Origin of the sequence: Microbacterium sp. (genome assembly GCF_035277845.1) — a bacterium.
Taxonomy (GTDB): domain Bacteria; phylum Actinomycetota; class Actinomycetes; order Actinomycetales; family Microbacteriaceae; genus Microbacterium.
Map to the genome: position 1 here is coordinate 1 of NZ_DATEJS010000319.1, position 20,332 is coordinate 20,332.

Annotated in this window: 18 protein-coding genes and 1 pseudogene; 5 read left to right on the forward strand and 14 right to left on the reverse strand. The window is 70.9% G+C overall.

Annotated features, from left to right (window positions below; genetic code table 11):
• Nucleotides 1-322 (reverse strand): aminotransferase class V-fold PLP-dependent enzyme (locus tag VJR25_RS14025; RefSeq protein WP_324116062.1); only part of this gene is annotated, 322 nt, incomplete at its 3' end.
• A 19-nt stretch (nt 323-341) separates the two neighbouring features.
• Between VJR25_RS14025 and glgX the strand changes: the two genes are divergently transcribed.
• The 3 genes from glgX (at nt 342) to glgB (ending at nt 6,846) form a co-directional block, all read left to right on the forward strand.
• Nucleotides 342-2,435: a glycogen debranching protein GlgX gene (gene glgX, locus VJR25_RS14030; protein ID WP_324116064.1), complete on the forward strand. Its 2,094-nt coding sequence runs from the start codon at nt 342-344 to the stop codon at nt 2,433-2,435.
• Between the two features lie 65 nt (nt 2,436-2,500).
• On the forward strand, nt 2,501-4,666 hold the full coding sequence (locus VJR25_RS14035; RefSeq protein WP_324116094.1) for an alpha-1,4-glucan--maltose-1-phosphate maltosyltransferase: 2,166 nt from the start codon (nt 2,501-2,503) through the stop codon (nt 4,664-4,666).
• The gene (gene glgB, locus VJR25_RS14040) at nt 4,663-6,846 is read left to right on the forward strand and encodes a 1,4-alpha-glucan branching protein GlgB (protein ID WP_324116066.1); all 2,184 of its coding nucleotides are present in this window, start codon (nt 4,663-4,665) and stop codon (nt 6,844-6,846) included. The genes VJR25_RS14035 and glgB overlap by 4 nt, the downstream gene beginning before the upstream one ends.
• 6 nt (nt 6,847-6,852) lie before the next feature.
• Here the strand turns inward: glgB and VJR25_RS14045 are convergent.
• Nucleotides 6,853-7,773, reverse strand: a pseudogene (locus VJR25_RS14045) (tetratricopeptide repeat protein); the annotation flags it as partial.
• Nucleotides 7,770-9,686, reverse strand: a complete 1,917-nt coding sequence (locus VJR25_RS14050) for a glycosyl transferase (RefSeq protein WP_324116068.1) — start codon at nt 9,684-9,686, stop codon at nt 7,770-7,772. The gene VJR25_RS14050 and the pseudogene VJR25_RS14045, both read right to left, overlap by 4 nt.
• Before the next feature lie 169 nt (nt 9,687-9,855).
• Here VJR25_RS14050 and VJR25_RS14055 point away from each other — a divergent pair, with 169 nt between their 5' ends.
• On the forward strand, nt 9,856-10,917 hold the full coding sequence (locus VJR25_RS14055; RefSeq protein WP_324116070.1) for an AI-2E family transporter: 1,062 nt from the start codon (nt 9,856-9,858) through the stop codon (nt 10,915-10,917).
• 32 nt (nt 10,918-10,949) lie between these two features.
• Here VJR25_RS14055 and VJR25_RS14060 read toward each other — a convergent pair whose 3' ends face one another.
• The 9 genes from VJR25_RS14060 to rpsB form a co-directional block, all read right to left on the reverse strand.
• Nucleotides 10,950-11,684, reverse strand: coding sequence for an alpha/beta hydrolase (locus tag VJR25_RS14060; protein WP_324116072.1), 735 nt, complete (start codon nt 11,682-11,684; stop codon nt 10,950-10,952).
• On the reverse strand, nt 11,684-11,965 hold the full coding sequence (locus VJR25_RS14065; protein WP_324116074.1) for a hypothetical protein: 282 nt from the start codon (nt 11,963-11,965) through the stop codon (nt 11,684-11,686). Before VJR25_RS14065 ends, VJR25_RS14060 begins: the two co-directional genes overlap by 1 nt.
• Nucleotides 11,966-11,969: 4 nt before the next feature.
• Entirely contained in the window at nt 11,970-12,623 is a 654-nt protein-coding gene (locus VJR25_RS14070; RefSeq protein ID WP_324116076.1) for a transglycosylase SLT domain-containing protein, read from the reverse strand.
• A 165-nt stretch (nt 12,624-12,788) separates the two neighbouring features.
• A complete protein-coding gene (locus VJR25_RS14075; RefSeq protein ID WP_324116078.1) occupies nt 12,789-13,370 on the reverse strand; it encodes a DivIVA domain-containing protein in 582 nt (193 codons plus the stop codon).
• Nucleotides 13,367-14,356, reverse strand: coding sequence for a phosphatidate cytidylyltransferase (locus VJR25_RS14080; protein WP_324116080.1), 990 nt, complete (start codon nt 14,354-14,356; stop codon nt 13,367-13,369). Before VJR25_RS14080 ends, VJR25_RS14075 begins: the two co-directional genes overlap by 4 nt.
• Before the next feature lie 8 nt (nt 14,357-14,364).
• On the reverse strand, nt 14,365-14,919 hold the full coding sequence (gene frr, locus VJR25_RS14085; protein ID WP_324116082.1) for a ribosome recycling factor: 555 nt from the start codon (nt 14,917-14,919) through the stop codon (nt 14,365-14,367).
• Nucleotides 14,920-14,996: 77 nt separating this feature from the next.
• Nucleotides 14,997-15,716 carry a UMP kinase gene (gene pyrH, locus VJR25_RS14090; RefSeq protein WP_324116084.1) on the reverse strand — a complete coding sequence of 240 codons (720 nt, stop codon included), beginning with the start codon at nt 15,714-15,716 and terminating at the stop codon, nt 14,997-14,999.
• 83 nt (nt 15,717-15,799) lie between these two features.
• Nucleotides 15,800-16,627, reverse strand: coding sequence for a translation elongation factor Ts (gene tsf, locus VJR25_RS14095; protein ID WP_324116086.1), 828 nt, complete (start codon nt 16,625-16,627; stop codon nt 15,800-15,802).
• Between the two features lie 90 nt (nt 16,628-16,717).
• Nucleotides 16,718-17,584 carry a 30S ribosomal protein S2 gene (gene rpsB, locus VJR25_RS14100; protein ID WP_324116088.1) on the reverse strand — a complete coding sequence of 289 codons (867 nt, stop codon included), beginning with the start codon at nt 17,582-17,584 and terminating at the stop codon, nt 16,718-16,720.
• Nucleotides 17,585-17,899: 315 nt separating this feature from the next.
• On the opposite strand from rpsB, the gene VJR25_RS14105 reads away from it, so the two are divergent.
• Nucleotides 17,900-18,499: a M23 family metallopeptidase gene (locus VJR25_RS14105; protein ID WP_324116090.1), complete on the forward strand. Its 600-nt coding sequence runs from the start codon at nt 17,900-17,902 to the stop codon at nt 18,497-18,499.
• Between the two features lie 69 nt (nt 18,500-18,568).
• On the opposite strand, the gene VJR25_RS14110 is transcribed toward VJR25_RS14105, so the two are convergent.
• On the reverse strand, nt 18,569-19,465 hold the full coding sequence (locus VJR25_RS14110) for a tyrosine-type recombinase/integrase (protein ID WP_324116092.1): 897 nt from the start codon (nt 19,463-19,465) through the stop codon (nt 18,569-18,571).
• A 142-nt stretch (nt 19,466-19,607) separates the two neighbouring features.
• On the reverse strand, nt 19,608-20,332 hold a 725-nt coding region (locus VJR25_RS14115; protein ID WP_324116093.1), incomplete at its 5' end, for a DNA-processing protein DprA.

Here is a 20,332-nt window from a genome sequence, read left to right on the forward strand (position 1 = left end):
CCAGCCAGGCGACGGTGTCCATCGTGGCGTGGTGCTCACCGCGGGGCAGCACGATCGCGGCATCCGGCCCCGCTGCACGCCACAGGCCGGTGACGCCGAGGTTGACCGATTCGGTGCCGCCGGACGTGAGCACCACTTCGATCGGGTCGCAGTCGAGGGTGCGTGCCAGCCGCTCGCGCGACTCCTCCAGGATGCGCCGCGCCGCCTGGCCCGCGCGGTGGATCGACGAGGGGTTGCCGATGGTCTCGGATGCCGCGAGCCACGCCTCGCGGGCCTCGGCGCGCAGAGGCGTCGAGGCGGCGTGATCGAGGTAGGCGGCCACGGGTGGCTATCGTAGTCGGATGGTTCCCGCTCAGGTGACGACGATGTCAGTTGAGGGACTCCTCGCCGAGGCTCTCGACGGCCTCGGCGTGCACGTGGACGCCGACGGCGGGACGTTCCGGATCTGGGCCCCGGATGCGACGGCCGTCGAGCTCGTGGTGTTCGACGAGGACGACCTCGACTGGCCGGTGGCGACGGTCCCCCTCGTGCTCGCACAGGCGGGGGTGTGGGAGATCACCACCCATGCGCTCCGCGTCGGTTCGCGCTACGCGGTGCGCGTGGCCGGTCCGCGGGGCGCACGCAACGCCTTCGACGCCGACGCGCTCCTGCTCGACCCGTACGCCCGCGGCGTGGAGCAGGCCGGGCCGTCCGCGTGGCGCGGAGTGGTCGTCGACGGGTCGTTCGACTGGGAGGGCGTGGGCAAGCCCGCCGTGCCGGATGACCGCACCATCGTCTACGAGGCCCACGTGCGCGGGCTGACCAAGCGGCATCCGCTCGTCCCGCCGGCGCTGCACGGCACCTACGCGGGCCTCGCGCACCCGGCGATCATCGACCACCTGCACGGTCTCGGCGTCACGAGCCTGGAACTCCTCCCGGTGCACGCGTTCGCGTCCGAGCCCCGCCTGGCCGGGCTCGGCCTCGCGAACTACTGGGGATACAACACCCTCGCGTTCTTCAGCCCCCACGCGGCCTACGCGACGGCCGCGAGTCGCCGCGGCGGCCCCGATGCCGTGCTGCGCGAGTTCAAGGGCATGGTGAAGGCGCTGCACGCGGCGGGCATCGAGGTGCTTCTCGACGTCGTGTACAACCACACGGCGGAGGGCGGGCGCGGCGACCCGACCGCCGGCCTGCGCGGCATCGCGAACCGCGGCTATTACCGCCAGACCGACGAGGGCGCGTACATCGACGTCACCGGCTGCGGGAACACCGTGGACACGTCCACGGATGCCGCCGCCCGCCTGGTGCTGGACTCGCAGCGCTACTGGGCGCGCGACTGCCGGATCGACGGGTTCCGGTTCGATCTCGCGAGCGCCCTCGGGCGGGATGCCGGTCACGCGTTCACGTCGGACCATCCGCTGCTGCGCGCGATCCGCGACGACCCGCTGCTGCAGGGCGTGAAGCTCATCGCCGAACCCTGGGACGTCGGCATGGGCGGCTGGCAGACCGGCGGGTTCGCGCCCGGATGGCACGAGTGGAACGATCGCTATCGCGACCGGGTGCGCACGTTCTGGCTGTCCGACATCGAGCACGCGCGGCGCACCGGCGCACCGGCCGGCGGCGTCGGCGGACTCGCGACCAGTCTCGCCGGGTCCTCGAACACGTTCAGCGACGAGCGCGGACCTCTCGCGTCGGTCAATTTCGTCACGGCGCACGACGGGTTCACCCTGCACGACCTCGTCTCGTACGACAGCAAGCACAACGAGACCAACGGCGAGCACGGGCGTGACGGCACCGACACGAACCGGTCGTTCAACCACGGCGCCGAGGGAGCCACCGCCGACCCGCGCATCCTCGCGAACCGGCGCCGCGCGATGCGGAACCTCTTCGGCACACTGCTGCTGTCCGCCGGGACCCCCATGATCACCGCGGGCGACGAGCACGGCCGCACCCAGCAGGGCAACAACAACGCGTACTGCCACGACTCCGACCTCACCTGGGTGGACTGGGAGCACGACGCCTGGCAGCGCGATCTCGCCGCGCACGTCCGGCATCTCATCCGGCTGCGACGGGAGAACCCCGCGCTGCGCCCGCGCCGGTTCGCCCGGCTCGGCGCTCGCGTGCCCTCGGCGTCGGCGATGGAGTGGTTCGATGCGGCCGGGCAGGCCATGCCGTGGCACGGCTGGGAGGATCCCGGGCACCGGACGCTCCAGTATCTGGCGGCATCCACCCCCGAGTTCGAGGCCGCGAACCGCATCCTCCTGATCGTGCACGGCCGTGAGGAGGCCGGCGAGGTCACGCTGCCCGCGCTGCCTGGAGCCGGACACCTCGTGGAGCTGTGGTCCAGCGCCGACGAGACACCTGCCGAAGGGGGTTCCACGGTGCTCCCCGGCCAGACCGTGACGATGCCGCCGACCTCGATGCGCCTGTTCCGTGTGGAGGATCCGACACATTAGGTCGAGCGCGGCCCGACCCGCTGGGAATCGTCCCGTGCTGGCGATAGGTTCGTGACGTGGCCCGCATGACGAAGAACCCCGCCAAGCGCCCGAACCCGGCAGCGACCCGAGGGAGCGCGAAGGAAGACAGCTCGGCGCCCGCCGCCGTCGTCCCGCCCCCGGCAGAAGCCCGGCCCTCGTCACCTGTATGGCGAAGCACCTCCGCGCTCCCGCTCCGCCCCGCATCGGCCTGGCACGCGGACCACGACACCGTCACCGCCCGCATCCCGCTCCTCGGCCCGCGACCCGAGGCGGGCGCGTTCGACCCGAAGGCGTACGTCGGGGAGGCGGTGCCGTTCGCGGTGACCGCGTTCCGCGAGGGGCACGACCTCATCGGCGTGCACGTGCGTCTGACGTCGCCGGCGGGTGAGGAGTCGCTGCACCGGCTCGAGGCTCTGAAGGACGGCTTCGACACCTGGCGCACCGAGGTCGTGCTGCTGGAGCAGGGCGACTGGACGTTCCGGTTCGAGGCCTTCGCCGACGACTTCGCCACGTGGCAGCACGCCGCAGACCTGAAGATCGCGGCCGGGGTCGATGCGCCGCTCATGCGCGAGATGGGCGCCCGGCTGCTCGAGCGCGCCGCTGCCGAGACGGACCGGCCCGACGCGGAGCGCGCAGGGCTGCGGACGGTCGCCAAGCGCCTGCGGGATGCCGCCCTGCCGGACGACACCGCCCTTCGCATCGTGCGCGACCGGGCCCTGGCCGAGGAGTTCCGGCTGCGTCCGCTGACCTCGCTCGTCACGGTGGGAGACGAGCTGACCCTGAACGTCGAGCGCACCGTCGCCGGCAACGCGGCATGGTACGAGCTGTTCCCCCGTTCCGAAGGGGCGACCCGCCGCGAGGACGGATCGATCAGCTCGGGGACCTTCCGCACGGCCATCGGCCGCCTGGACGGCGTCGCGGGCATGGGGTTCCAGGTGGTGTACCTCCCGCCGATCCACCCCATCGGACGCATCAACCGCAAGGGCCGCAACAACACGCTGGAGGCGCAGCCCGGCGACCCCGGCTCCCCGTACGCGATCGGCGCCCGCGAGGGCGGGCACGACGCCATCCATCCGGAGCTCGGCACGCTGGAGGACTTCCGCGCGTTCGTGGACGCCGCCCGGGAGCGCGGCCTGGAGGTCGCGCTGGACCTCGCCCTGCAGGCGGCGCCCGACCATCCCTGGGTGACGGAGCATCCGGAGTGGTTCACGACGCTGCCCGACGGCACGATCGCCTATGCGGAGAACCCGCCGAAGAAGTATCAGGACATCTACCCGCTGAACTTCGACCTCGATCCGGCGGGCATCTACGCGGAGATGCTGCGCGTGGTGCGGCACTGGGTGGCGCAGGGCGTGAAGATCTTCCGCGTCGACAACCCGCACACGAAGCCCCTCCAGTTCTGGGAGTGGCTGATCGCCACGGTGAACGCGGAGGATCCCGACGTGGTCTTCCTGGCGGAGGCGTTCACCCGCCCGGCGGTCATGCAGGCGCTCGCCCGGGTCGGCTTCCAGCAGAGCTACACCTACTTCACCTGGCGCAACACCAAGCCGGAGCTCGTGGAGTTCCTCACCTCCCTCTCGCAGGACACGGCGGACTTCATGCGCCCGAACCTGTTCGTCAACACGCACGACATCCTCACCGAGTACCTGCAGTTCGGCGGGCGTCCCGCGTATCGCATCCGCGCCGCCATCGCCGCGACCGCGGCCCCCACCTACGGCGTCTACGCCGGATACGAGCTGTACGAGAACGTGGCGCGTCCGGGCTCCGAAGAGAACATCGACAACGAGAAGTACGAGTACAAGCTGCGGGACTGGGATGCCGCCGAAGCATCCGGGAACTCGCTCGCCCCGTTCCTGCGACGACTCAACGCCATCCGCGCCGCCCACCCGGCATTGCAGCAGCTGCGCAACTTCCGGGCGCACTGGAGCGACGACGACGCCATCCTGGTGTACTCCAAGCACCTGGATGCCGCGCTGTCGCCCACCGGTCGCGCGGACACGATCATCGTCGTGGTCAACGTCGACCCGCACTCGGTGCGCCAGACGATGGTCCACCTCGACACCCGCGTGTGGGGCGTCGAGCCCGGCAACGCCTTCGAGGTCGAAGATCTCATCACGGGCGCCCGCTGGAGCTGGACGGACCACAACTTCGTCAGGCTCGATGCGTTCACCGAGCCGGTCCACATCCTGCACGTGAAGGAGACGAAATGACCATCGCCGATGACATCCTGAACCAGGTTTCCAGCGGGTCGTACTACGCCCCGCACGATGTGCTGGGTATCCATCCGGACGGCACGGACTCGGGTGTCATCCGCGTCCGCCGCCCGCTCGCCACGGGCGTCACCGCCGCGTTCGGCAACGGCCGCACGGTCACCCTGGAGCATCTCGCGTACGGCGTGTGGGAGGGCGAGTACATGGGCGACCCGGACGGGTACACCGTGACGGCCACGTACGAGGATGCACCGGACTACGTGACGGACGACCCCTACCGTCATCTGCCGACGATCGGCGAGCTCGACCTGCACCTCATCCGCGAGGGCCGTCATGAGCAGCTGTGGCGGGTCCTGGGTGCGCACGTGCGCGACGACGACGGCACGGTCGGCACCTCGTTCACGGTGTGGGCCCCGAACGCCCGCGCGGTGCGGGTGGTCGGCGACTTCAACTCGTGGGACGGCCAGGGCCACGCGATGCGCTCGCTCGGGTCGAGCGGCGTCTGGGAGCTCTTCGTGCCGGGCATCGGCGCGGGCACGACGTACAAGTACGAGCTGCTCACCACCGCCGGACACTGGATCCTGAAGGCCGACCCGATGGCCCGGCAGGCGGAGACGCCGCCCGCGACGGCGTCCGTCATCACCGACTCCGAGTACACGTGGGGGGATGCCGCCTGGCTCGACAAGCGCGCCGCGTCCGCCCCCTACCGGGAACCGATGTCCGTGTACGAGCTGCACTTCGGCTCATGGCGACCGGGGCTCTCGTACCGGGATGCCGCCGACCAGCTCGCCGAGTACGTGACCGGCCAGGGCTTCACGCACGTGGAGTTCATGCCGCTCGCGACGCACCCCTTCGGCGGGTCCTGGGGCTACCAGGTCACGGGCTACTACGCCCCGGACGCCCGGCACGGCTCCCCCGACGACCTGCGGTACCTCATCGACACGCTCCACCAGGCCGGCCTCGGCGTCATCATGGACTGGGTCCCCGGGCACTTCCCGCGCGACGCCTTCGCCCTGGCGCGCTTCGACGGCACGCACCTGTACGAGCACGCCGACCCGCGGCGCGGCGAGCACCAGGACTGGGGCACGCTCATCTTCGACTACGGCCGGCACGAGGTGCGCAACTTCCTCGTCGCCAACGCGCTGTACTGGCTCGAGGAGTTCCACGTCGACGGACTGCGCGTGGACGCCGTCGCCTCCATGCTGTACCTCGACTATTCGCGCAAGGACGGCGAATGGGCGACCAACGTCCACGGCGGCCGCGAGAACCTCGAGGCGATCGCGTTCCTGCAGGAGGTCAACGCCACCGCGTACCGCCTGCACCCGGGAGTGACGATCATCGCCGAGGAGTCGACCAGCTTCCCCGGCGTCACCGCACCCACCGATCACGCCGGCCTCGGCTTCGGGTTCAAGTGGAACATGGGGTGGATGAACGACTCGCTCGTGTACATCGGCCGCGACCCGCTGTACCGCGCGCACCACGAGGGCGAGCTGTCGTTCTCGTTCGTGTACGCGTTCAGCGAGAACTACGTGCTGCCGATCAGCCACGACGAGGTCGTGCACGGCAAGGGCAGCCTGATCTCCCGCATGCCCGGCGATCACTGGCAGAAACTGGCGAACATGCGCGCCTTCCTCGCGTACATGTGGGGCCACCCCGGCAAGCAGCTGCTGTTCATGGGCCAGGAGTTCGGCCAGCTGTCCGAATGGTCCGAATCGCGCGGTCTCGAATGGTGGCTCACCGAGCAGCCCTCCCACGCGCAGCTGCAGAGCTTCGTCGCGACGCTCAACAGCGTGTACCGCGGGCAGTCGGCGCTGTGGAGCAGGGATTCCGAGAGTGCGGCGTTCACCCGCCTCGGCGAGCCCACGTGGAACCCGAACGTCATCGCCTTCGCCCGCCGCGACCTGCAGGGCAACGCCGTCGCGGTGGTCTGCAACTTCTCCGGCAACCCGATCGACCGGTACGAGCTGGTGCTGCCCGAAGGCGGCACCTGGCACGAGATCCTCAACTCGGATGCCACCGAGTTCGGCGGGTCCGGGGTCGGCAACCTGGGCGTGGTCAACGCGGCGCCCGACGGCCACGCCACGATGGTGCTGCCGCCGCTCGGCGTGCTCTGGCTGCAGCACGAGGCCGTCCGCCACGTGAACGCGCCTCAGGGCGACGGCGCGGTGCGCACCCGCTGACGGATGTGCGAGGGGGCCGCGTGCCCGGACGACGCGGGGGTCGGCGTCGCCGACGAGGCCGAACAGTTCCACGAGACGCTCCCGCACCGGGGCGCGCTCGTCTGCGGGCAGCACCGCGAACAGGTCCAGCAGGCGCCCGAACGCGTCGTCCACGTGCCCGCCGGCGAGGTCGAGGTCCGCGATGCGGAGCGCGGCATCCACGTCGGACGGGTCGTCCGCCGCGGCGCGGCGCGCATCCTCGAGAGACACGTCCTGCACGCGCTGCAGCAACCGCACCTGGCCGAGACCGGCGCGGGCATCCTCGTCGCGCGGGTTCTCCGCGAGCGCCTTCTCGTACGCGCTGATCGCGCGCGCGTAGTCGCCCGCCTCGATCGCGTCGTAGGCCTCGGCGTGCAGGGGCGGCAGCGGCGGCTCCTCGGCGGCGGCGACGGGCTCGCCGTCGCCGACCGGAAGCGTTCCGGTCACGCCGTTCTGCGCGGCCAGCTGCAGCAGCTGGGCGAAGACCTCGCGCACCTGCTGTTCCGGCACGGCACCGGTGAACAGCGGCACCGGCTGACCGGCCACGAGCGCGACGACCATCGGGATCGACTGCGCGCGGAAGCCGGCGGCCAGCTGCGGGTTGGCGTCGACGTCGACCTTGGCGAGCAGCACGCGGCCGGCGAGCTCCAGCACGACCTTCTCCAGCACGGGGCTCAGCTGCTTGCAGGGGCCGCACCATTCCGCCCAGAGGTCGACGACCACCGGGACGGACCGCGACAGTTCGAGCACGTCGCCGAACGTCTCATCGGTGACGTCGATGACGAGGCCCGAGACCGGCAGCGGCTCGCCGGCCGAAGCCGCTGCAGCCGGCGGGGGCGTCGGGCGGCCGCGCAGGGAGGAGAGGTCGACGGCGCCGCGCAGCGACGCGCCCAGGTTCGGGTCGCTCATTTCTTCTTGTTCACCTTCGCGGAGAGGATGTCGGATGCGTAGCCGAGAAGCTGGATCTTCGTGTTCGAGCCGCCCTGGCCGGGCACGTAGAAGAACAGCTGATCGCTGTACGTGGTGGTGTAGCCGGTGCTCGACTGCTTGGTGCCGGTGAGGGCACGCGCCTCGTCGCTCGCGAAGATCACGGCGCCGGAGGCCGTCGGCCTGGTGATCGTCGAGTCGTCCACCTGGACGGCGATGATCGCGCCGCTGTCGAGCGTCGCCAGCGCCGACGGATCGGTGGCGCCCGCACCGGCCAGGAAGGTCATGCTGCCCGTCTGCCCGCTCTTCTTGGCCGACTTGTTGAACGCCGCGAGCTGGGCCGCATGCGCCTTGCGCGTCTGATCGAGGAAGCTGTCGGTGGCCTCGTCGAAGTTGCCGGCGAAGCGGCTCTTGGCCCCCTTGTTCAGCACGTCGGCGTAGGCCGTGGCGAGCTGGTTCGGCGGCAGCACGAGGAACGAGGAGTCCGGCGGCACGGCCGACGCGCCGACGTAGGCCGGTGCGAGGTCGGGGATCTGGGTGGACGGCTGCAGCTGGGCGACGTAGCCCAGCTTGTAGTTCGACCACGGATCCGTCTGCGTCATCATCAGCACGGTCGACGGCGACGTGGACTTGCGGGTGTCCGACGCGATCATCATGACCGTGCGAGGCCATCCGTCGTACGCCTGCGGAAGGACCACGCCGGCGCTGAGGCCCGTCGCGGGGATCGCGGCCAGCGCCGACACCCCCTTCGTCTTCTTGCGGATCGTGTAGTTGGCCCGCCGCTCGGCCAGCGGGGCGCCGTCGAGGCGTGTCGCGGCCGCGGCGGCGTTCATCTTCGCATCGGCACCCGCCACCGTCCGCGAGATGCTCGCCAGGATGCGCTCGGCCTGCGGTTCGCTGACGGCGGGCGCCTGCTGGTCGTCCGCGATGACGGTCGCGGACGGGGACGACGTCGGCGAAGCGCCGAAGTGCGGCCACGCGTCCGGGCTGCAGCCGGCGAAAAGCAGTGCGCTGAACGCCAGCGGGACGGCGATGAACGCGCGACGCGAGCGGCGGGACCGGGACCCCGAGCCGGCCGAGATCACGCCCTTGTCGGCCGCGGTGACCGTGAGGTCCTCCGGTTCGCCGGAGGACGACTGCGGCAGCGGGGGCGGGCTCTTGCGGCGCGGACCGCGGGAGCGGCGCACGTGACGGATCGCGAGGATGTAGAGGAGCACTCCGACGAGCATCAGGATGCCGCCGAACAGGATGAGCGGGCCGGCCCACGGCGTCGCCGTCGACAGCGGCCAGGTGACGGAGATGTCCGTGGGCGCCGGCTTCGTGCCGTCGGATGCGACCAGCGCACTCGTTCCGGCGGGCAGCTGCAGCGGCTGGATCAGCAGATCCTTGTCGCGGAACTCGTCCAGCCACAGATCCGAGCCCACCGGGTTGTGCGCCCCGATCATCGGGGCGGTCGAGGCTGCGCCGGGTGTCGCGCTCGGGGACGGCGACGAGGAGGCGCTCGCGGAGGGTGACGTCGACGGCGTCGCGGACGGTGTCGGGGACGCCGTCGTCTGGCCCACGGCCTGGCCGTCGGGCCCGACGACGGTCGTGACGATCTTGCCGCCGCGGCCGAGGGTCACCCGGTTGTAGGTGGCGCCGGCGAGCCACGCCTTCACATCGGCGGTGCGGCCGTAGGAGAGGAACACCTGCCCCGGTGCGGAGGCGCGCACGGTCTGGGATCCGGGGTGCCGCGTGAGCACCGCGCTGTCGATGACGGTGAACGGGGCGTCGCCGGCCGTGTGCACGGCGGTCGTCTCCGACGACGGCCCTTCGAACACGGTGCGCTGGGCGATGCCGGCGGCGATCATCAGAGCCGCGAGCACGAACGCGGCGATGGCCCACACGAAACGCACGAAAAACACCCTTCCGGGCCGGCGCATCGGGCACGCGCAGGCCACAGCATCGACCCTCCACCATAGCGAAACGGACCTGGGAGCGGTCACAGAGCGCGCGGCGCCGCAGGGTGCACGGCGGATGTCAGTATCCTGACGTGACACGGCCGCCGACACGGGAGGAGCGTCCATGAAGGTGCAGAACCCGTTCCGGGTGGCGCTCGTCGCGACCCTCGGTGTCGGGCTCGGCCTGCTGCTCATCGGCAGCATCCAGACGCTGTCGACGATCCTGCTCTATGTCGGGACCGCCCTGTTCCTCGCCCTCGGGCTCGAGCCGGTGGTGGCGTTCCTCGTGCGGCGGCGCTTCCGGCGCTGGGCTGCGGTGGTGGTCACGATCCTCGCCGCGCTGGCGGTCGTGGCCGGGATCATCCTCATGGTCGTTCCGATCATCGGCGGTCAGGTGACCCAGCTGATCGCGCAGATCACCGAGCTCGTCAACAGCAACACGGCCATCGACGATGTGAAGAACTGGCTGCACCACACCTTCCCGGCGCTCAATGTCGACGTCGTCTCGAACTACCTGCAGGACTGGCTGACCCGCAACGTCGCCACGATCAGCGGCTCGATCGGGCAGGGAGTCATCACGGCCGGCGCGAAGGTGCTGGGCGTGCTCGCCGGTGCCCTCATCGTGCTGGTTCTCACGATCTACTTCACGGCATCCGTCCCGTCGCTCAAGAGCGCGGTGTACCGGCTCGTGCCGGCCTCGAAGCGGGCGCGGTTCATCGACCTGTCCGAGCAGATCACGGACTCGGTCGGCTACTACGTCATGGGGCAGGTCACGCTCGGGGTCATCAACGGCGTGCTGAGCACGATCTTCCTGTCGGTGATCAACGCCCCGTTCCCCGCCGTGCTGGCCGTGATCGCGTTCTTCTTCTCGCTGATCCCGCTCGTCGGCACGCTGACCGGCTCCACGATCATCGTGCTCACGTGTCTGATCCCCGGGCTCGGCTCCCCCACGACCGCCCTGATCGCCGCGATCTACTACCTCATCTACATGCAGGTGGAGGCATATGTGCTCTCGCCGCGCATCATGAACCGGGCCGTCTCGGTGCCGGGAGGCGTCGTGGTCGTCGCGGCGTTGGCGGGCGGGTCGCTCCTCGGCCTGCTCGGCGCGCTCATCGCGATCCCGGTCGCCGCGAGCGTGCTGATCATCTACCGGCAGGTGATCATCCCGCGCCAGAACGAGCGCTGAGCCGCCGCGGCGCCGGCCGCGATCCGTCGGGTTCAGCCGTGCGCGGCGGTGGCACCCGATCCGTGCCACTCGGTGGGCAGCGGAAGCGCTGTCGCGTTCACGACGGCGACGATCTCGGTGAGCACCCGTCGGGTCTGGTTCTCGCCGACCCACAGGTGCTTGCCGCCCTCCACGTCGATCACGGTGGCCTCGGGCACCGACGCGAAGCGCTCCACCGCCTCGGCGGGGCGCAGATAGTCGTCGAACTCGGGCACGAGCACCACGAGGCGGCGCGGGTCGTCGTGCCAGGCCGCAACCTCCGCGGGCGTCGCGCGGTGCAGCGGCGGTGACAGCAGCACGGCCCCTTCGATGGGGTGGTCCGGCCCGTACTTGAGGGCCAGCTCCGTGCCGAACGACCACCCGAGCAGCCAGGGACGCGGCAGCCCGCGGGCCGCGACGAAGTCCATCGCCGCGGCGACGTCGAACCGTTCGGCGGCGCCGCCGTCGAACGTGCCGCCGCTCGTGCCCCGCGGCGACGAGGTGCCGCGGGTGTTGAAGCGGAGCACTGCCAGGTCGGCCAGCGCGGGGAGGCGAGCCGCAGCTTTGCGCAGGATGTGGGAGTCCATGAATCCGCCGGCGGTGGGCAGCGGATGCAGGGTGACGAGCGTCGCCACCGGCTCGCGGTCGAGCGGGACGGCGAGCTCACCGACGAGGCGGATCCCGTCGGCGGTCTCGAGTTCGATGTCCTCGCGGTGCGCGGGCAGCGTCACAGCTCCACGGATCTCCATCAGCTCACCTTCCAACAGGCAGTGTGCCAGTGCCGACGTGCGGCGAGATCGGCCGCATCACCCATGATGCCATCGGCGCGCCACGCCACGAGGTGAGCGGCTCCGGGTGCGATCTGCCGACCGCAGCCCGGGCAGGTGTAGGCCTTCTCGGACCGTGATGCCGGCATCGGCTGGACGTACCACTCCACCCCGCCGCGCACCTCGGTGCGCTTCCAGCCCAGGATCATCCGCTCCAGCGCGTCGCCGTCGGGCTGCGGCCGGGGCCGTCGTGCCCGCGGCATCCGCTCAGTACCAGCCGTACGAGTTCGAGTGCCCCCATGCACCGCAGGGCGTGCCGTAGCTGCCGGAGATGTACGACAGGCCCCACTTGATCTGCGTGGCGGGGTTGGTCGCCCAGTCCGAGCCGTAGGCGCCCATCTTGCTTCCGGGCAGTGCCTGCGGGATGCCGTACGCGCCACTCGGGTTCGCCGCATTGACGCGCCAGCCCGACTCGCGGTTCCACAGCGCCACCAGGCACTGGAACTGGCTGTCATCCCAGCCGCGGGCCTGGACGAGCTTGTACGCGATCGCCTGGGCGCTGCCCGGCGAGGGGGCCACGAACGACGCGACCTGGGCCATCATGGCCGCCGACGACGACGTCTGCGCGGGTACGGACTGCGGGATCACCTTCACCGAGTACCGGTCGCGCTGCAATGCCGGCTGAGCCGCGTGCGCCTGCGTGTCGAGGGTCTGGGCGTCGTCCCGCGTGAGCGAGTAGATGGTCGCCGGCGGCGTGGTCTCCGCGTTCGCCCGCGTCGCCAGCGAGGCGCCGAGCGGTCCGATCGAGGCGACGCCGAAGGCGACGACCGCGAAGCCGGCGAAGACGGTGAGGACGCCGCGACGGCGGGACCAGCGCGCGGGCGCTTCCTGCCGCGGGCGCGCGATCGGGCGCGTGGTCACGGGAGCGGGCGGCTGCACGCGAACTCGCCGCTTCAGCGGAGTGCTCTGGGCCGCCAATCGCCTCGCCCGCCGGGATGTCTCAGGAATCATCTCGATGCGGGAAGTCACAATACGGTAAACCATATCGGTCGCGGGCCGCCGCCGCCATCCGACGAGCCGCCGCAGTCAGTCAACTGCCAGCATCACGTCCACGATGGCGTCGAGGACGGCGTCGACCTGCGCCTCGCGGTAGCCGCGTCGCTGCATCCGGAACGCCACCGAGCGCACCTGATCCACGGTCACCGGGCGTCCCTCCGCGAGATACGCGGCGAGCTTGTCGACCACGATGTCCACCTCGTCGACGCGATACCCGTACCGCGGCCATGCCACGCGGCGGAACCGCTCGCTCCGGGGGCGGCTGATCCGGTCGAGGATCTCCTGCGCGTGCGCGCGGGACTGCGCCACCCACAGGCTTCGTCCGGCCCCGGAGATCGCCGTGCCGCGCGCCCGGGCGGCGAAGGCATCCTCCACGCGGCCGAGAGCGGCATCCACCGAGGCGATGACGTAGCCGTGCTTGACGAGCGGGAACGCGGCCGTGCGCACGTCGGCCGCGGTCATCGCCGTCGCGCCCTCGGCGCCTTCGAACGACGCGCGGGCGCGGGCGAGGAAAGCGTCCACGGCCTTCTTCTGGTACCCCTTCGTCCGCCCCTTCGTGAGGGGGAAGCCCGGGGCCGCGGGCGCAGACTTCGGGTCGGCGGTCGTCGTCATGAGGTCACCATCGGGGTCATCAGGTAATACAGTGCCAGAGCCGCCGGGGCGGACAGCAGGATGGAATCGAGACGGTCGAGGACTCCGCCGTGCCCGGGCAGCCACGAGCTCATGTCCTTGATGCCGAGGGCGCGCTTGATCATCGACTCCCCCAGGTCGCCGCACGTCGCAGTGCCCAGGATCACGGCGCCGAAGATCACCCCGGCCCACCACGGCACGCCGAGCAGGAACAGGGCCAGCAGCACACCGGCGGCGACGGATGCCACCACCGCGCCCGCGAACCCTTCCCAGGTCTTCTTCGGGCTGATGCGCGGGGCCATCGGATGCCGGCCGAACATGAGCCCCGAGGCGTATGCACCGGTGTCGGCCGCGACCGCGACGATCAGGAAGGACAGCACCCACCATTCGCCGTGGTCCTGGTCGAGCAGGACCACGCACAGGCTCCCCGTCAGGGCGACGTAGAGCTGGATGAACGAGGCCAGCATGACGTCGTCCAGCACGGCTCCGTACGTGCGGCCGTCGCGGGCGATCATCTGCCCGATGAACCGCCAGGCCAGTACGAGCACCACGGCGCCGAACAGGGCGATCCACCAGATCCAGCGCCCGCCGTAGAACCAGCCGGTCAGCACGAGGGCCGCCGCGCACACGGTCTGCGGGATGATGTCGATGCGATGCCCCGCGCCCTGCAGCGCGCGGGAGAACTCCCAGACCGCGAGTCCCACCGCTGCGAGGGCGAACAGCACGAAGAGCTGCTTCAGGAACACCAGGGACGCCACCACCACGGCGCCGATCGCGAGGGCGATGAGGATCGCGACGATCAGATCCCGCCCGGTGCGCTCCTTGATGCGCTCGTTGGCCTCCTCGAAGTCCGCGCGGGCCGAGCGCAGATGGGCCTGCAGCGCCGAGGCGGCGTCGTCCGGGTGCGACGGATCGGCCTGGTCGCGTTCGACGCGATCGGGCTCTTCACCGCCTTCGACACCGGACATCGAACCGTTCAGACTTCGAGCAGTTCGGCCTCTTTGCGCTTGAGCGCGTCGTCGATCTGGTCGACGTGCGTGCGCGTCAGGGCGTCGAGGTCCTTCTCCGCGCGCTTCAGCTCGTCTTCGCCGACATCGCTCTTGAGGCCGTCGAGGTCGTCGTTCGCCTTGCGCCGGATGCCGCGCACGTGCACCTTCGCGTCCTCGCCCTTGGAGCGGACGAGCTTGACGTACTCCTTGCGGCGCTCTTCGGTGAGCTCGGGAAGCGTCACCCGCACGAGCGTGCCGTCGTTGGTCGGATTCGCGCCGAGGTTCGGGGTGTCGCGGATCGCCTGCTCGATGTCCTTCAGCGCGGCCTTGTCGTACGGGTTGATGACCACCGTGCGCGCCTCGGGGTTGTTCAGCGAGGCGAGCTGCGCGAGCGGCGTCGGCGTGCCGTAGTAGTCCACCAGGATCTTCTGGAACATCTGGGGGTTCGCGCGCCCCGTGCGCACCGTCGCGAAGTCATCCTTCGCCGCCTCGACGGCGCGGTCCATGCGAGCTCCGGCATCGGCCAAGACATCCGCGATCACGGTTTCTCCTTCTTCTGAGACGTCTGAGTCATTCTAGCGGTCGGGTACCGCGCAACCGTGGGAGGAGGACCCCACCGTCACGCCGTGACGAGGGTGCCGATCGGCTCGCCGAGAAGGGCGCGCGTGACGTTGCCGGCGGGCTCCATGCCGAACACGCGCATGCTCATCCCGTTGTCCATGCAGAGGCTGAACGCCGTCGAGTCGACGACCTTGAGGCCGCGCTGCAGGGCGTCGAGGTAGGTGATGCGGTCGATCATGGTCGCCGAGGCATCCTTCTTCGGATCGGCCGTGTACACCCCGTCCACGCCGTTCTTCGCGACGAGCACCTCGTCGGCGCCGATCTCCAGCGCACGCTGCGCGGCGACGGTGTCGGTGGAGAAGTAGGGCAGACCGGCACCGGCGCCGAAGATCACCACGCGGCCCTTCTCCATGTGGCGCTCCGCCCGCAGCGGGATGTAGGACTCGGCGACCTGCGTCATCGAGATGGCGGACTGCACGCGGGTGGCGGCACCGGCCTGTTCGAGGAAGTCCTGCAGGGCGAGGGCGTTCATGACCGTGCCGAGCATCCCCATGTAGTCGGCGCGCCCGCGGTCCATGCCCCGCTGGCTGAGCTCGGCACCGCGGAAGAAGTTTCCGCCGCCGACGACCACCGCGATCTCGACGCGGTCGACCGCCTCCGCGATCTCGCGGGCGATCTGACTGACGACGTCGGGGTTCACCCCGAGCCCGCCGGCGCCGAACGCCTCACCCGAGAGCTTGAGCAGGACGCGTCGACGTCCGGTTGCCTCACTGATCACTGTTCCTCCTTGCCAGAGCCAAACCTATCGAACGGCATGCGAAGGGCCCGCATCGAGAACACGATGCGGGCCCTTCGGGATTCTTACGCGCCGACCTTGAAGCGGGCGAAGCCGGTCACCGTGATGCCGGCGTCCTTCGCCACCTGGGCGACGGACAGCTTGTTGTCCTTCGCGTAGTCCTGGTCGAGCAGCGCGACCTGCTTGAAGAACGCGTTCACGCGGCCCTCGACGATCTTCGGAAGCGCGGCCTCCGGCTTGCCCTCGTTGCGGGAGATCTCGGTGACGATCTCGCGCTCCTTCTCGACGTCGGCCTCGGGGACCTCGTCGCGGGACAGGTAGCTCGGGTTCGCGAACGAGATGTGCTGCGCGATGCTGCGAGCGGTCTCGGCGTCGTCACCGGTGTAGGCGACGACCACGCCGACCTGCGGGGGCAGGTCCTTGCTGGTCTTGTGCAGGTACACCTGGAAGTTGTCGCCCGAGACGGTGCGCACGCGACGCAGCTCGACCTTCTCGCCGATGATGGCGGCCTCGTCCGAGATGAGCTCGGCGACGGTCTGCTCGCCGGCCGGGGCGGCCAGCGCCGCCTCGGCCGAGTCGGCGGCGGCCGCAGCGGCGGCGTCGGCGACCTTGTCGGCGAGGGCGATGAAGCGCTCGTTCTTCGCGACGAAGTCGGTCTCGGTGTTCAGCTCGATGAGCGTGACCTGACCGTCGCCCTCGCGGGCGGCGACGAGGCCCTCGCTGGTGGAGCGGTCAGCGCGCTTGGCGTTGCCCTTCGCGCCCTTGAGACGCAGGATCTCGACGGCCTTCTCGAGGTCGCCGTCGGCCTCCTCGAGCGCCTTCTTGGTGTCGACCATGCCCGTGCCGAGCTGCTCGCGCAGCGCTTTGATGTCGGCGATGGTGAAGTTTGCCATGGGTGGTGGCTCCTTGCTGTTGTGGAAGTTCCGATGGATGCCGCGGCGGGACCGTCCTCGGACGACCCCGCCGCGGCGATGTTCAGTGGCTCAGGCCTGGTCGCCCTCGGCGCCCTCGACCGCGAGCTCCTCGGCCACAGCCTCAGCGACCGGCTCGACGACGGTCTCGACAGAGGCGACGACGGTCTCGGTCTCGGCCTCAGCGCCCTGCTCGAGCAGCTCGCGCTCCCACTCCGCCAGAGGCTCGGCCTCGCCGGCCTCCGGGTTGTGCTTCTGCTGCAGGCCCTCGGCGGCGGCGTCGGCGATGATGCGGGTCAGCAGCGAGACGGAGCGGATCGCGTCGTCGTTGCCGGGGATCGGGTACTGGAAGTCGTCCGGGTCCGCGTTGGTGTCGAGGATGCCGATCACCGGGATGCCGAGCTTCTTGGCCTCGTCGATGGCGAGGTGCTCGCGCTTGGCGTCGACGACCCACAGAGCCGACGGGGTCTTCTGCAGGTTGCGGATGCCGCCCAGCGACTTGTGCAGCTTGTCGAGCTCGCGCTTCTTGAGCAGCAGTTCCTTCTTGGTGAAGCCGGAGGCCGCCGGGTTCTCGTAGTCGAGCTCCTCGAGCTCCTTCATGCGGGCCAGGCGCTTGCTGACGGTCGAGAAGTTGGTGAGGAGGCCACCGAGCCACCGCTGGTTCACGTAGGGCTGGCCCACGCGGGTCGCCTGCTCGGCGAGGACTTCCTGCGCCTGCTTCTTGGTGCCGACGAAGAGGATGGTGCCGCCGTGGGCGACGGTCTCCTTCACGAACTCGTACGCCTTGTCGATGTACGACAGCGACTGCTGCAGGTCGATGATGTGGATGCCGGAGCGCTCGGTGAGGATGAAGCGCTTCACCTTCGGGTTCCACCGGCGGGTCTGGTGTCCGAAGTGAACGCCGCTGTCGAGCAGCTGGCGGATGGTGACGACGGCCATGGTCGTTCTCCTGTTTCTGGGACGCTGTGCGCCCGTTGCGGTTGATTCCGTCACGCTGATGCGCGACGAGCCTGGTGCCCGGCACGCTCCCGCCCGCACGGAATGCGGGACCGATGGGAGTGGATGCCGCCTGCAGTGCCGCTCGGAAGCGGCAGGCCACGGGCACGCGGAGTCATCTCGACACGCGAGATGCCCTTTCAGTGTACCAGCAGACGGTTCGTCCACATGTGGCCCCCCGGCGGGGCGTGACCGGCATCCGTCCACAGCGACGACGCGCTTCTCGCGCCGGATCCGCGATAAGCCGAAACTCGGGTCATGAGGACCTCACCGATCGTCCGTGCCGGGATGCGGCCGTGCCGGGCGGCGGCAGCCGCCGTGGCGCTGACGCTGCTCGTCGGCTTCGCTCCGGCGACCGCGGCAGCCGAGGGAGGCCGGGCCGAGGTCGTTGCGCTGAAGGGGGTGATCGCGGCCGATGGAGCACCCGGAGAGGACGGCACGACCGGGCATCCGCGCTGGGCCTGGCCGACGTCGTCGCACCAGGTCGTCGCCGCGTTCGTCGCGCCTGTGGATCGGTACGGTCCGGGGCATCGCGGGATCGACGTCTCCGCCGCGCCCGGCTCGGTCGTGCGGGCGCCCGCCGGCGGCGTGGTCGCCTTCGCCGGCATGGTGGCGGGACGTCCGCTGGTGACGATCGACCACGGCGGAGGGCTCGTCTCGACCCTGGAGCCGGCGCTGTCCGCCGCGGTGGCGGGCGAGCCGGTGGAAGCGGGTGACGCCGTCGGGACGGTCGCGACGGGCGGGCACGCCCCCGCAGGCACCGTGCACTTCGGCGTGCGTCGCGACGGCGAATACATCAACCCCCTGCTGCTGCTCGGCGGCATCCGGCACGCGGTGCTGCTGCCCTGCTGCGAGTGACCGCTGCGCACCTGCCCTCAGGGCAGGCCTGCCGTCGGCCGCACGCATGCCGGCGATCGGACAGGCGCGTCAGGCGCGTGGATGTGCCAGCCGGTAGGCGGCCATCAGCCGATCGCCCGAGACGTGGGTGTAGATCTGGGTGGTACCCAGGCTCGCATGCCCGAGCATCTCCTGCACCGCGCGCAGGTCTGCGCCGCCCTCGAGCAGGTGCGTCGCCGCCGAGTGGCGCAGCGCGTGCGGCCCGACGGTCTCGGCGCCGATCACGGGTGCGAGCTCTCGGGCGACCACGGTGTAGACGGCGCGCGGACTCAGGCGTCCGCCGCGCGGCCCCAGGAAGACCGCCTGGCCGGAAGCCGAACCGACGAGGACGGGGCGAGCCCGCACCAGATAGGCGTCGAGGGCCCGCGCCGCCGCGCCGCCGAACGGTACCACCCGCTCTTTGGATCCCTTTCCGAGAACCCGCAGCGTCCGCCGCTCGCGGTCGACGTCTCCGAGGCTGAGTCCGCACAGTTCGGAGACGCGGAGCGCGGATGCGTAGAGCACCTCAAGGAGGGCGTGGTCGCGCAGCAGCAGGGGATCGCCGTCGGCGGCGCGCGCACTGAGGCCGTCGAGCAGCGCCGCCACAGCCTCGGCGCCGGCCACGGCCGGCAGCGTGCGACCGCGTTTGGGGGCGACCAGGCGAAGGCTCGGATCGGCGGGGACGTGCCCACCGTCGTGCGCCCACCCGAAGAAGCCGCGGATCGCGGCGGTGCGCCGGGCGGCGGTCGCCCGCGAGATGCCGCGCTGCAGGTCCTGCCACAGCCAGTCCCGAAGGGCCTCGAGGCCGACGTCGCCCAGTTCGATGTCGCCGGTCGCGGACTGCAGGTCGGCGAGATCACCGCGATACGCCCGCACCGTCGCGGGCGACAGGCGGCGCACGTCGACGAGGTAGGCCGCATACTCCGCCGCCGCCTCGCTGATCCGCATGCGTCCAGGATGCCGCAGCTGTGCACGGCGGGGCGCGGCCGACGCGCGGCGGATCGGCATCACGCGGGGTGCGGCGGACAGCGTCGCCGCGCCGCGGGCCCGGCGGACCGCCGGCATCGCATCGCGGGCCCACCGAGCAGCATCATCGTGTCGCGGGCGCGCCGAGTCGCCAACCCTCGGCGTCCCGATTCACTTCCCCGGACAGCAGCAGGAGGCCCAGCCGCGTCTCGACATCGCTCACCGCCATGCCGGCGCGCCGCGCGACATCCTCGACGGGCCGCCGGGAGCGCCGGCTGAGCGCATCCCGCACGCGCATCGTGTCGTCGGTGGGCGGCGCGCCGGAAGCGCCGGATCCGGTGCGGCACGGCTCCGGGTCGAACAGGGTGCCGGGGTCCAGCAGCTCCAGGACCTCGTTCGCGTCGGTGACGCACCGGGCGTCGAATTCGCGCAGCAGCCGGTGGCATCCGACCGAGGATGCGCTGGTGACGGGTCCGGGCACCGCACCGATGGGCCGCCCCAGCGCGGCCGCATGACCCGCGGTGTTCAGAGATCCGCTGCGCGTGCCGGCCTCCACGACGACCGTGACACCGCTCAGCGCCGCGATCACGCGGTTGCGCGCGAGGAACCGCCACTTCGTCGGTGCACCCCCGCAGGGAACCTCGCTGATCACGGCTCCGCGGGCGGCGACCCGTTCGAACAGGTCGGCGTGCCCGGCCGGATACGCCCGCTCGACTCCCCCGGCCATGACGGCGATCGTGGTGCCGCCCGCGCCGAGCGCGGCGCGGTGGGCGCAGCCGTCGACGCCGTAGGCGCCGCCGGACACGATCGTCACGCCGCGGCCGGCGAGCTCGGCTGCGAACTCCGCCG

Bases quoted from the DNA above. Each gene is read 5' to 3' on its own strand.
- glgX (WP_324116064.1), top strand. From the start codon at position 342: ATGGTTCCCGCTCAGGTGACGACGATGTCAGTTGAGGGACTCCTCGCC.
- VJR25_RS14035 (WP_324116094.1), top strand. From the start codon at position 2,501: ATGACGAAGAACCCCGCCAAGCGCCCGAACCCGGCAGCGACCCGAGGG.
- glgB (WP_324116066.1), top strand. From the start codon at position 4,663: ATGACCATCGCCGATGACATCCTGAACCAGGTTTCCAGCGGGTCGTAC.
- VJR25_RS14055 (WP_324116070.1), top strand. From the start codon at position 9,856: ATGAAGGTGCAGAACCCGTTCCGGGTGGCGCTCGTCGCGACCCTCGGT.
- VJR25_RS14060 (WP_324116072.1), bottom strand. From the start codon at position 11,684: ATGGAGATCCGTGGAGCTGTGACGCTGCCCGCGCACCGCGAGGACATC.
- VJR25_RS14065 (WP_324116074.1), bottom strand. From the start codon at position 11,965: ATGCCGCGGGCACGACGGCCCCGGCCGCAGCCCGACGGCGACGCGCTG.
- VJR25_RS14075 (WP_324116078.1), bottom strand. From the start codon at position 13,370: ATGACGACGACCGCCGACCCGAAGTCTGCGCCCGCGGCCCCGGGCTTC.
- VJR25_RS14080 (WP_324116080.1), bottom strand. From the start codon at position 14,356: ATGTCCGGTGTCGAAGGCGGTGAAGAGCCCGATCGCGTCGAACGCGAC.
- tsf (WP_324116086.1), bottom strand. From the start codon at position 16,627: ATGGCAAACTTCACCATCGCCGACATCAAAGCGCTGCGCGAGCAGCTC.
- rpsB (WP_324116088.1), bottom strand. From the start codon at position 17,584: ATGGCCGTCGTCACCATCCGCCAGCTGCTCGACAGCGGCGTTCACTTC.
- VJR25_RS14105 (WP_324116090.1), top strand. From the start codon at position 17,900: ATGAGGACCTCACCGATCGTCCGTGCCGGGATGCGGCCGTGCCGGGCG.
- VJR25_RS14110 (WP_324116092.1), bottom strand. From the start codon at position 19,465: ATGCGGATCAGCGAGGCGGCGGCGGAGTATGCGGCCTACCTCGTCGAC.